The following is a 12,058-nucleotide window of genomic DNA, read 5'->3' on the forward strand; positions in this document are numbered from 1 at the left end:
ACGCTATTTATGATTTTTATTTTGCAAAATCAACAAATCCACTCACGCAAACCTTTGCGTAAAATATTAACAATAAGCTGTTTTAGTATTTATCTGGTACGAAAAACTTTATCCCAAATATCAGAAGTAACACCGTACTTTTTGGTAGAATCGTCGTAGTGGTGTAACATGTGCTGTTGCTTAAGCTTCTTCCAGAAAGCATTTTTAAACTGTGCATGGTGCAGCATATAATGGGTCATATCATAAAACAGATATCCCAGCATGAATCCCGCAAAGAAACCATCAAGCATAAGATCAGAAAGCAACCATTTAAACAAGAAGAAGAAAGCGAGTGCGAGTGGAATACTTGCAGATGGCGGCATGACCAATCGCTGTGCATCATTTGGATAGTCATGATGTACACCATGAAAAATGAAATGAATTCTTTTGCCCCATTCAGATGAGGGATAGAAATGAAAAATGAACCTATGAAGAATGTATTCGGTTAACGTCCAGACAAGTAGTCCAAGCAACAGGTAACCAACAAAGGATAAAAAGCCATTTGCAACAACTGATCTCCAGCAGAAATATCCGACAACGGGAACGTATACAATCAGGGGTACAAAAAATGGAACTTTTGACAAACCCTCAAGCAATGGGCTTTTGAACATTCTTATAGACTCTTTGGAATTGGATACAAAATTCTTCTTCATCACTATTACTTTTGATGCTTTTAAATGAGGAATCTAAAATACGGCTTTTCTCATATTTCTAATAAAGTGATGCTAGTATTTACCAAAATTTGATACTTCTAATACCTTATTTTCATCGCTACATACGGATACCATCCTTCGCTGGAGTGTCCCATCATAAAACGGAGTACCGTCATAGACGCCGGGGCAAAGTAGACACCACCGCCGTATCCATTGTGCCACAGGTCTGACCGCTCTCCTTTTTTCCATACCCTGCCGATATCATGAAATCCAACCAGTCCAAATTCTCCGGGTAAGACATAGCTGATAAAAGTTGCCAATCTTATGCGCATTTCCAGATTATTATAAAAACTATGCTGACCACCAAACCTAAACTCACGATATCCAAGCAGATTACCTTGTCCGCCTATAAATTGCGATTGATAAAATGCTTGCTTACCTATCGTTAACCCACCTCCTATTCGGTCTGACAACACAAAATTTCTTTTCTTATCCAAGTGTTTATAGAAGGAAAGACTACCGCTAAATTGCCCTATGGAATTGGAGAAGGAATTTAACCCTTTATAGGTCAGTAATCTGGCTTCCAGGTAAGTTCCTGAATCCGGCAAAATATCACTATTTCTGTTGTTGCTCAGGAAATTAACAGCAATTCCTGCATAAACCTTATCCTTATTGATCACCGCACTGTCCGGCGAGTGTAACTCTAACGTGTTGTTTATAAATCTGCCCGCATTGTCATCTTTGTTATAGCGATAGTATTGCAATACCGGCCCAACACTTAATGTTGATTTTGAAAATCGCCATCTTGAGGCAGCTTCAAACTGGAACAAGCTAAATCTGGCTCTGTAATACCTGATAAAATCTCCTGTCTTCAAAAATGAGGTCTCATTTCCAAGACCATAGAAGTTTTGTGAATTTTCCGGCGCGTAAGCATCCGCCTGCAGGATCAGGTCCGCTTTGCCCAGTGTTTTGAACAGCTCCGCTTTGTAATTGAACCTGAAACCCGATGTGGCAAAGGAATGCAAAAATGAAAATGAATGTATACTTCCGTAAGGCAATTTTCTAAAACCGGGTTGCACTATCTTATAAGAAAGACCCAGCAAAAGCCTGTCATCGATGTTATAGCCACCATTTAACAACAGCATCTTTCTAGTGTACAGATCTGTACGTACAAAATGTGTATTTGAGGTATCGTTGTCTAAAATCTTTTTAAGTCTTTCTGAATTTCCGCTAAAGCTAATGTTATCATCCTTGCCATAGACCCTGATCTTTCCGGATGAACTTCCTGTATAAATTTTTTTATTGCCCTCAACCGTTATAACCCTTACGCTGATATCATTGCTGTTATTCAACACCAGACTGTCGTTTCCATCTTTCACATACAGCCGGATCTCCCTGGTAACCTGAGGATGAAACGTCCTTTCAAAAATCACTTCCTTTATTTTTCCTTCTTTTGATATTTTATTGATAGTTACTTTTAAAGCTTTGCCATCGGCATCTGTTAGGCTGACAAGTTCATTTTTATTACTTGCCTGTATGTCTACAATCCTGCTGATGAAATGATAATACTTATTCATCATTGCCGGGAGTTTGGCTCTCCGCTCCTTCAATTGTGACAGCAACTGGTCATGCCGCAGTGAATAACCGGGTTCTGGAAGTTTTCTAAGCGCACTTTCAAACAGTTCATCGGTTAACAGCACACAGAAATTCTTGACGATTAAATTCCATTCGTCTTCATCAAACTGAGAAAAAAACCTGCTGTAAATTCCCCTGCCCTCCCAAAAGAACCAGTTGATATCAGGCAAGTTCCGCTCATACCCCTGTATCATCGGGAGTAACCATGATGCTTGCGCATATCTCGGTATCACTCCCTGTGACAGGTAAAACACCTGGTCCCTGTCTCTCGGTATGGCAAGATATTTTACTGTTCCATCTGCATTCTTTTCCGGCTTCCACCTCCATTGATCTTCATGCCGGTCCCAGTCGCCAAGTAATGCATCCAGTGCTTTCGCCCGTAAAAGTAACGCACCGTCATAGAAATGGTCGTTGTCATCATCCAGTTTTCGCATCATCTTTTCTGAATTGTCTGTATCCCCCACAGGTTCCCTTTCTTCTAAAAGACATAATGTATTTGCAAAAAGTGATGAAAATTCACCCAGCTGTTCATCAGGAACTACCCAGCCGATCATAGGATCTGTATGCGGGACATTTACTGCATCTGCTATGGTTGGGACTATTAATGCTGAAAATGGATTCTGGGCAGACATGTTGTCTTTTACGACATCACCTGCAAAAGTCTTCCTGAATACTTCAGGCAACAATATCTCCGGATATTTCTCGACACTTCGCAATACCCATTCCTTTCCGCGTTTATCAACCAGCCTGAGGGAATGCGATTGATTACCGCCACCGCGCTGGGTTGGAACAAGTCCTCCTTTAATTTCAGATATCTTAATTACAGGGACTTTTGTTGGTGCAGCATATTCTTTGCGGTAGTTTTCACCAAATAAAAAGCGGTGAACCCTGCTTACACTATCGTATTTGGGATAAATTATGACCGTAATGGAGTCCTGAGCATTAACGACGCTGCAAACGATCATCAAAAAAGCCGAGAGGAGGAATTTAAGCATGGTCTAAATATCTAAATATAAAGCTAGTCATTTCTTATTCTATGTTAAGATTTTTGACAAATACCAGCTGTAAATTTGTATCGTTAATTTAAACATATCGTTATGGAACAGAAAATTTTAGGTATTCATCACATTACCGCAATTGCAGGAAATGCAAAAAGGAACTACGATTTTTATACAGGAATACTAGGCTTAAGGTTGATCAAAAAAACTGTAAACTTTGATGATCCGCATACTTATCATTTTTATTATGGCAATGAGCAGGGCACCCCGGGTACCATCTTAACCTTTTTTCCATGGGAAGGAATTACTGCCGGAAGAAGAGGAACAAGACAGGCTACCGAAATTGGCTATAGCGTTCCTGCAGGGAGTCTGGAATTCTGGCAAAATAGATTGGAAGAGCACAACGTGATATACAATAAGCCTGCTGTGAAATTTGGCGAACGTTACCTTACTTTTCTGGACCCTGACGGATTGAAATTTGAATTGACTGAAAGTAGCGCAGATGACCGTGACCAATGGACTACAGCAGAAATCGGTAAAGACAATGCGATATATGGGTTTCATCACATCACCATTACTACCAATAAAATGGACGGTACTGCTGGCATTTTAACCAATGTATTCGGTTACAAATTGAGTAAAAGCGAAGTAAACCGCCATAGATTTACTACAGACGCGGTGGATTACGCTGCAATAGTCGACCTTGTGGAGGCACCGGGTGAAACAGCAGGACATGTAGCAGGAGGTTCTGTTCATCACGTTGCCTTCAGGGTAAAAGACGAAACTGCACTGATGTACTTCAGAGATAAGATTGTTGCCTTAGGTCTCAATATCACTGAGAAAATAGACCGCAATTATTTTTACTCCTTGTATTTCCGCGAACCGGGAGGTGTATTGTTTGAGATTGCTACTGATAACCCAGGCTTTACTGTTGATGAAACACTGGATGAGTTGGGAACAAATCTGAAACTTCCTGCACAATATGAAAGCAGAAGGAATGAGATTGAAGGCATTTTACCTAAAATAAATTAGACATGTACGTACACGAACACAATATTTTGACCGCAGGGATCCCGGTAAACGAAGCGAAAAGCGCTGTTATATTTTTACATGGCCGGGGTTCTTCTGCGGAAGATATCGTCTCTTTGAGCAAGCATTTAGACCTCAAAGGTGCTGCAGTATTTGCACCTCAGGCTACAAATAATAGCTGGTACCCATATAGCTTTATCGCGCCTGTTGAGCAAAACCAACCTGCTTTGGATTCAGCGCTCACTGTTCTGAAAACTCTGGTTGACGAGATTGTAGCCTCAGGTATTCCTTTGGATAAAATCTTTTTTTGCGGATTTTCACAAGGAGCATGTCTCACACTGGAGTACGTAACCCGCAATGCTGCACAATACGGTGGTATAGTCGCATTTACAGGAGGGTTAATAGGTAAAGAGATCAACATGAAAAATTACAAAGGGGATTTTATGAAAACACCTGTATTGATTACCACAGGTGACCCAGACCCTCATGTTCCGGTAAGAAGAGTAGAGCTGACTGAAACCATTATGAAAAAATTGAATGCTGATGTCACTACTAAAATATATGCAGGAAGAGTGCATACCATCAGTCAAAAGGAAATAGAACTGGCTAAATTGCTTATTTTTAAATATATATAATTCAATGGCAAAGACAATATTACACAAAGCAGATACACGGGCCAAAGCAGACCATGGCTGGCTTAAAAGTTTTCATACGTTTAGCTTCGGAATGCATTATGATCCGGAGAGGATACAGTTTGGTGCACTAAGGGTACTCAATGATGATTGGGTGAATGGTGGAAAAGGATTTGGAGAGCACCCTCATGACAATATGGAGATCATTTCTATTCCACTGGAGGGATCATTGCAGCATGAAGACAGTATGGAAAATGTTGCCGTAATTGAATCAGGAGAAATCCAGGTAATGAGTGCAGGTACGGGTATCTATCACAAGGAGTTTAATAAAAACAAGAATGAACCGGTTAAATTTCTTCAGATATGGCTTTTTCCCAACCAAAGAAATGTATCACCAAGGTATCAGCAGGAAAGATATGATAACAGAATGATACCTAATCAGTTCACCCAAATTCTTTCACCGGATAAAAATGACGAAGGAGTCTGGATTTATCAGGATTCCTGGTTTAATATTGGTAAATTTGATAAAGGTGCCGGCACAGACTATCTCTTTAAAAAAGAGGGCAATGGCTTATATGTGTTTGTGCTCAAAGGTGATATTGAAGTAAATGGACAGGCCCTGAATGAGCGGGATGGTCTCGGTATATGGGAAACAGAAAAAGTGTCTGTAGTAGCCTCAACTGATGCAGAAATCCTTTTAATGGAGGTTCCAATGAATTATTAATTATGAAGCAGGTAGAAATCATGGTTGTCTGTTGCCAGGAAGAAATTCTGAAAACCATTGTGAGATTGATCAATAACAATCCTACAATGAACGCAACAGCTGTAAGTACATTAGAACAGGCAATTACCGTATTCAAATCAGCATCTTTTGATCTGGTACTGGTGGGTGCGGGTCTGGAATCAGCAGAGGAAACGGAGCTTGTAGAATCGATCAAAAAAACCAGCCCTAAAACGCCCGTAGTATTGCACTATGGTGGTGGCAGTGGTTTGTTATTTACAGAGATACACCAGGGACTCAGCAAATAAAAAAAGCGGGCCATCTCTGGCCCGCTCTAAAGCATTGATTTAAATGTTATCTGTAGACTCTGAATTCAGAAGCCTGGAAAGTAGTGCCACTTTTTAATGCGGTTACTGTCCATCTGTAGTAAAGGAAAGGTTTAGGGTTTGCAATCGCATAATAGAAGAGGTTTTTATACCTTGCATCTCCTGTTTTTCCCTGGGCTTCCATTTCTTCTTTGAAGCTTTGTGTTCTGGTTACTGAACTCACAACTTCCCAGGTTTGCTGGTTATTCGAACCTTCAAATTTCCATACCATAGGATCACGTTCATGAGCATCATTTGCCTGGCCAACAGCATATAATTTAATGGTTTGCGGGGATTCGTAAGCAAAGTTAACGACAACAGGAAGATCTCCAATTAAGAATTTGGTATTCAAATCATTATCAATAAACTTGGCCGCATTTTCGTTTGCGTTGGTATTGTCTCTTGGAACACTATAAATTCCCTTCCGTGTAATATTGTCTGCTACACCCTCTGCAGTTACAAATTTATCTAGTGTTACGACTGAGCCTTTTGTGGTCGTTACTTTAACCGTAAAATTAACAAAAGCTCCTGCTGCTAAATTCTTTGTAGGTGTTAAACCGGTAGCTGTTGCAGCAGGCGAAGAATCTTTAAAGGTCCAAAGTACAGATGCGATCTGCGCTTTTGTTTGCAATGCAAATTTAACCTGATTTAGTACCCCTGTCTTAGCCGCTGAAACCTGAAGTACGCTGTCCGGATCGATGTTGATATCAACCATTTTCCTGGTCACCGCTCCCGTCTCAGAGAAGGCTTTTAAATCTACCTGGAATTTCCCGGTTCTTAAATACACATGTTTAGGTGATACTTCGGTAGACAAGGTATCATCTCCAAATCTCCATTCAAGTTTGGTATACTTGGTTGACAAGTTTTTAAACTCAAAGGAAAACGGATCATCCCCTTTAATAATTTCGTAATTAACCAGAGGATTTATGATTTCTGGTTCCACTTCCGCAAATCCTTTGTCGCTTTTTGAGCAGGAGGCTACAGCTCCGGCAAACAACAACAATATCAATGGTTTGAATAATTTTTTCATGGCTATAATTTTATAATTCCACCTAATTATGCTTGTATAAACAATTTAACTTTTTCTTGTAAAGATTGTACCTCGGTAATCCGGATCGCCTCCATTGAAGAACACCTTGAATATGTGTCTGCCTTTCGTCAGTGTAACCGTAGATAGGTGTGATTTCTGGTTATTGTGCGCTCCTGTATTCTGAGAAGCTCTTATACCGCCGTTGATGTCAACGTTATCCATAAATACACTGTATTTTCCATTGCTGTTGCTGGCTCCAAAATACATGTCCATTTCATAAGTACCTGACTCTTCTACATAAACTGTATAGGTTACCCACTCATTAGCCGCAGTCCATCCAATTGCAGTCCTTGGATTATAATCACCCGATACATCTACCATATCAGGAATCCTCCAATTACCATCACCAGATTTGCCATTATCATCATGATAAGCTATACCCTCACCGCCGAAATCATAATAGGCGGCATATATGGGATCAGATACCGCATTAATAGCTCCTTTAATCAGAAATGGTGTATCATAATAAGACCTGAATGCACCCTGGTCTATCACCAGATAAACTGTGTGCAGTTTGGGAGCAACCTGGAACTTGCTTGGATTCTTTAATGTGATGGCTATAGTCGGCATTTTATTCGTTACCGAAAGTAATTTCAATATCTTGGTAGTTATAGTTAAAGTTGCTTTACTGCTATTTGGTTCAAATCTTACTTTACTGTTCACCACTGAAAAATTTGCTGCAGGATACAATACTGAATTTGACAATGTTCCATTATTGATGTATTTGGTTACACTATCGGGAGCAGTTACAGCATCGACAGTAAACTCCGCACCCACCTGTCCCTGCAACTGGATTGGTACGCTAATGGTAACCTCCTCAGAACCTTTAGAAAAATTGTTTGCAGAAGGTACATTGAAGATCATATTTCCGGTACCGAAATAAATGGTGTGAACAGATGCCTCGTCGATAAGCTGACTGGTATTCATCACCAGAATTGCTGCATTTTTCCCTTCTTCTATAGTATTTCCTTTCGATGGATTTTCAATCTTTACTACTAATGCGATCATTTTGCCATATTGGATCTCAAGAAAAGATCTGCTGACAATAACCTCAAATGTAAAGCTCTTAACGCCTATAGGAACGTTCAAAACTGGTGGCACCTTAAATACTCCCTCAATAAGGGGAACTGTACCAACAGGCAACTGGCCTGCTGTAATTAATTGGGCAATGGTATCTGTTTTAGATTGCAACTGAACAGTAAATGCACGTGTTGTCGCAGCAGAAAAATTCAATGTAACAGGAACTCTTAGTTCCAACCCATTCAAAGTGAATGAACTTCCTGTACCTATCTCTGTTTTATTAGTCAGTGAAACATTTACACCAGGATAAGTTTCCTTTGATAGGACATTATCTAAGGATTCACGTTCACATGATGAAATTAATATTGCAGTCAAGGCCACAAATACCAACTGCAATTGAATAAATATCTTTTTCATGATTTTCATTTTAATTTGTTATCCAAACTTTACCATCCAGAGCCCATTTGTCCTGAAGTGCAATATTAAACCAACTTAAGATCTGAGCAGGAAGATCTGAGTTCTTAGGAACCAGATTTGAAAGATTTGTGTTGTTAGGTGAACATACCAGACTTGTAAAGCTATTCCATGTATACGTGCCCTGAAGTGTAAAATCTGCAACAAAAGGCCCTTTATCTGCCAACTTTGTTCCGGATCCTTCATTCATAGGCCAGTATCCTAGAAGATTTGCATAATAAGGATGACTTACGTTCATGGATGGATCACAGGCGTATTGCTTAACAACCGCATCAGGAAGCGCTGCTTTCCAAATTTTAAATTCTGCGAGCTGTACATTGATCTTACCAAAAGAGCCATTGATCTCTCCACCTGTATATCCTACCCTCAGTTGCGCATTGTTATCGAAATTTGGCTTACCCGGTAATTCTACCTCTTTTGCTGCAGGTGTTGGAATCGAGCCACCAACACCAGTCACCCCCACATTATTGGTAACTCCCAAAACCCCGTCAGTATAAACTCTCACATATTTTTTACCGTCAGGTTTACGCTCCACAACTGCAGTCAGATCATGCCATGTATCTCCGCTGAATTCCAACCCATTGATTTCATATCCATTTCTAAAGTCTGTACCACCGGAGATAAAGAACCTCCAGCGGTTCTGAAGCAAACTAAATTCCCAGCCAGGCCCCTGACCATCTCCCCAGCCGCTTGTCGCTTTCTTACCCAATATAGAAGGCCACTCATAATAATAATCTCCTCTTGAAATGTTGGTTGGGTTTTTCCCTTTTTTGATTTTTACTGAGATGGTAAAACTTGCCGTATCACCAAAATTAAAATTTGCAGACAATGCCGGACTCACTAAACCAACTGTCTTTTCAGGATCTCCCAAAAAAGTCACTGCATTACCTGAAATGGAATTTCCCAGGAAAGGTTTGGCTATGAAAGTCTGTTTGATCGACTCACTGTAAATCATTGTGAAAGTATTCACATTCATGTTGCTGAATATCGTTTTATCATCTTGTGCCGGAGGCAATGCAAATTGCCCGCCTTTGTTTGAAGTGATGATGATCAGCCAGTTTTCCTCTTTATAAGTAGACCTGGCTTTTACAGAATTGATGATCTCCCCCACACGTGTATCAAAATCCTTTATAGCTGTTTTGTAGGCTGTAAAAGAGTTATCATATCCGGAAGCCTTACCTGCTAAATTGATTCCCGAAAACTGTCCGATCACAAATGAGGCCGTATCCGATTTTAGAAAATCAACCATACGGACCTTGACCGCTTCATCATTGTTGCCAAATGACTCAGAAACATCTGCCCCGGTTGTCAATTTATCCTTAAAGACACTTGATGAAGCAAATGAGGCAACCCTGATGTTAGGATTGATCGACTTGATACGTTGAAACACCACAGGATAATCTGCGAGTTTATTGTCTGCAAAGTCTTCAGTTAAAACCAGGTGCTTTTCCTTTTTCACACCCGTCATCATGTCCGTCCAGTTGGTCGCATCCGTACCATTTAAATCTGCCAATGAGTTCCATGTATATATAGACTTCGCAATTAGCGACTTAAGCACGGGTATATCAGCATCTCTTACAGACGTGCCCCTTGCTCCGTCAGCAATGATGTAAAGCACTTTTGGTTTTTTATATTTTATGTTGGAATTAAGCTCAGGAGATTCCGGAATGACTTTATCAAAGTCGCTGTTACATGCGCCTAATAGAGCCAATACGAAAAATGAAGCCCCCATGAACCTGGTTTTAAGTGTTTTCATACCTTTCAATTTATATTTAGTTTTCATACCCCTACTCTAATACTACTCTGATGATATTGTTAATTGGCTTATTGTCAAACACGTTAAACTGCCCCATGATTAAAAGTGCACGTTTTCCGTCTGCTGAAGTTGTCTCATAGATATCGTTAAACTTGGCCTGAGAACCTACGACGTTACCCGTCGTATTGTACCCCTCTGCAAGGTTCCCTGTCTTATCCAGAATCAGGAATCCATTTCTCACCACGCCATCGTATGATTTAAAATCACCGCCTACAACTGCCAGTCCGTCTTTAAGCAATTTCACGAAATACGGAGCCCCTCCAATGAAAACCTTAGGTGCGAATGTCTGATCTACGGTACCATCATAGTTCAGTAAAACCATGTTTTTGCTTTCCTTTCCGTTAAAGCTCCTGAATCTGCCTACAGCAATGTATTTGTTCAGCTCAGGACTGTAGCTCACGTGATCGATATAATCATTAGCCCCGGTACCAGGGGTAAAAGTAGGGTCAATGGTTCCATCTGGATTTAACCTTACAATATATCCTGCTGCAGCATCATCAAATTTATTGAACTGTCCATAACACAATAACTTCCCATCAGCGTGCATCAATGAAAATAACCTCCCGTTTCCACCTGCCCAGCTCTTCCCTTTTTTGCCTTTATATCCTATTGCATTCAGGTCATATCTCCATGTAGAATCAAGTTCTCCACTTTCATGAAATCTTACGAGTTGTCTAACCTCAGAACTATCTATAGCCGTGCTGTCCTGATATTTATAGGAATTGATATCATATCTGCGTTTAACATAATAGGTAAAATCACCTGTGGCCACCAGCTTGCCTCCGAAACTATACAGACTACGGATGTATCCGGTAACACCCCCGTTAAATTTAGGAACGTTCTTTGTTTTTAAAGTGTATGTCGTTGCCTGCACGGTATCAATAACTCCAGCCGCTGAAATCCTGGTAATATTACTGATGTCCCCACGCTGTGCATATCCGCTAAATCCACCAGCGATATAGCTCCAGCCATTCAATGTTGCCATACTTGATAAAGTACCATTTGACGCATTACCTGATAAATATGACCTGTCCCAGGTTCCGTTAGGAAATGTTCTTACAATTCTTCTGAGTTCTCTTACAGCACCATGATTATTGTAATTTGTAAAACCACCCAGTAAAATGATGTTATTATCAGGCAGTATAAATGCACTGTTTACAGCTCCGTTTGTTCCATTTATGGCCACATAGGTTGGATCTATAGTTACCTTACCCATTACAGTAAATACAGGACCGAAAACCAGTTGTCCGTTTACAACAAAGGATGTTACTCCGGAACTTGCCTTGATAGGAACTTTTACTTTAATTCCTGTTTCAGTAACCTCAACTATTTCAGCTTCCTGTCCGTTAAACAAAAATTTCAGGTTGGCTTTATGCTGCACCAGCCCCGTTGCTGTAATGGTTACTTCGGTACCTGCATATCCAGCTGCTGGAACAGGTATCTGCTGTGCGTTTGTGATGATCCCCAATGGTGCTTTTCCGCCGTCATAAGGATTTTCAAACACAGTCTTATCGTCCTTACAGCTACTTAAAAGCAACCCTGCGATGACAATAAACAATCCGGTATATTTAAATTTCATAATACTT

At 40.3% G+C, this 12,058-nt stretch carries 10 protein-coding genes; 4 read left to right on the forward strand and 6 right to left on the reverse strand.

The genetic code is table 11. The annotated features are described in order from the left end of the window. Positions 1-89 precede the first annotated feature (89 nt). Together R2Q78_RS19975 and R2Q78_RS19980 are read right to left on the reverse strand one after the other, a co-directional pair. On the reverse strand, positions 90-692 hold the full coding sequence (locus R2Q78_RS19975) for a sterol desaturase family protein (RefSeq protein ID WP_316794325.1): 603 nt from the start codon (positions 690-692) through the stop codon (positions 90-92). Positions 693-790: 98 nt separating this feature from the next. Beyond that, a complete protein-coding gene (locus R2Q78_RS19980) occupies positions 791-3,322 on the reverse strand; it encodes a BamA/TamA family outer membrane protein (protein WP_316794326.1) in 2,532 nt (843 codons plus the stop codon). Positions 3,323-3,424: 102 nt separating this feature from the next. Here R2Q78_RS19980 and R2Q78_RS19985 point away from each other — a divergent pair, with 102 nt between their 5' ends. The 4 genes from R2Q78_RS19985 to R2Q78_RS20000 are packed head-to-tail and all read left to right on the forward strand — an operon-like array spanning position 3,425 to position 6,015. Beyond that, positions 3,425-4,357 carry a ring-cleaving dioxygenase gene (locus R2Q78_RS19985; protein WP_316794327.1) on the forward strand — a complete coding sequence of 311 codons (933 nt, stop codon included), beginning with the start codon at positions 3,425-3,427 and terminating at the stop codon, positions 4,355-4,357. Between the two features lie 2 nt (positions 4,358-4,359). Further along, positions 4,360-4,989: an alpha/beta hydrolase gene (locus R2Q78_RS19990; RefSeq protein WP_316794328.1), complete on the forward strand. Its 630-nt coding sequence runs from the start codon at positions 4,360-4,362 to the stop codon at positions 4,987-4,989. Between the two features lie 4 nt (positions 4,990-4,993). Further along, complete coding sequence (locus R2Q78_RS19995) at positions 4,994-5,710, forward strand: pirin family protein (RefSeq protein ID WP_316794329.1); 717 nt, start codon at positions 4,994-4,996, stop codon at positions 5,708-5,710. A 2-nt stretch (positions 5,711-5,712) separates the two neighbouring features. Further along, positions 5,713-6,015 carry a hypothetical protein gene (locus tag R2Q78_RS20000; protein WP_316794330.1) on the forward strand — a complete coding sequence of 101 codons (303 nt, stop codon included), beginning with the start codon at positions 5,713-5,715 and terminating at the stop codon, positions 6,013-6,015. Positions 6,016-6,061: 46 nt separating this feature from the next. Here the strand turns inward: R2Q78_RS20000 and R2Q78_RS20005 are convergent, their stop codons facing one another. From R2Q78_RS20005 to R2Q78_RS20020, 4 genes are read right to left on the reverse strand one after another with little or no spacing between them, the layout of a single operon-like run. Further along, positions 6,062-7,102 carry a PKD domain-containing protein gene (locus tag R2Q78_RS20005; RefSeq protein WP_316794331.1) on the reverse strand — a complete coding sequence of 347 codons (1,041 nt, stop codon included), beginning with the start codon at positions 7,100-7,102 and terminating at the stop codon, positions 6,062-6,064. Positions 7,103-7,147: 45 nt separating this feature from the next. Next, on the reverse strand, positions 7,148-8,599 hold the full coding sequence (locus R2Q78_RS20010; RefSeq protein WP_316794332.1) for a hypothetical protein: 1,452 nt from the start codon (positions 8,597-8,599) through the stop codon (positions 7,148-7,150). Between the two features lie 10 nt (positions 8,600-8,609). After that, complete coding sequence (locus tag R2Q78_RS20015; RefSeq protein WP_316794333.1) at positions 8,610-10,412, reverse strand: DUF4983 domain-containing protein; 1,803 nt, start codon at positions 10,410-10,412, stop codon at positions 8,610-8,612. Between the two features lie 31 nt (positions 10,413-10,443). Further along, positions 10,444-12,051: a DUF5008 domain-containing protein gene (locus tag R2Q78_RS20020; RefSeq protein ID WP_316794334.1), complete on the reverse strand. Its 1,608-nt coding sequence runs from the start codon at positions 12,049-12,051 to the stop codon at positions 10,444-10,446. Between the last annotated feature and the right edge of the window lie 7 nt (positions 12,052-12,058).

This window comes from Pedobacter frigoris (assembly GCF_032678645.1).
In the GTDB taxonomy this organism is placed as follows: Bacteria; Bacteroidota; Bacteroidia; order Sphingobacteriales; family Sphingobacteriaceae; genus Pedobacter; species Pedobacter frigoris_A.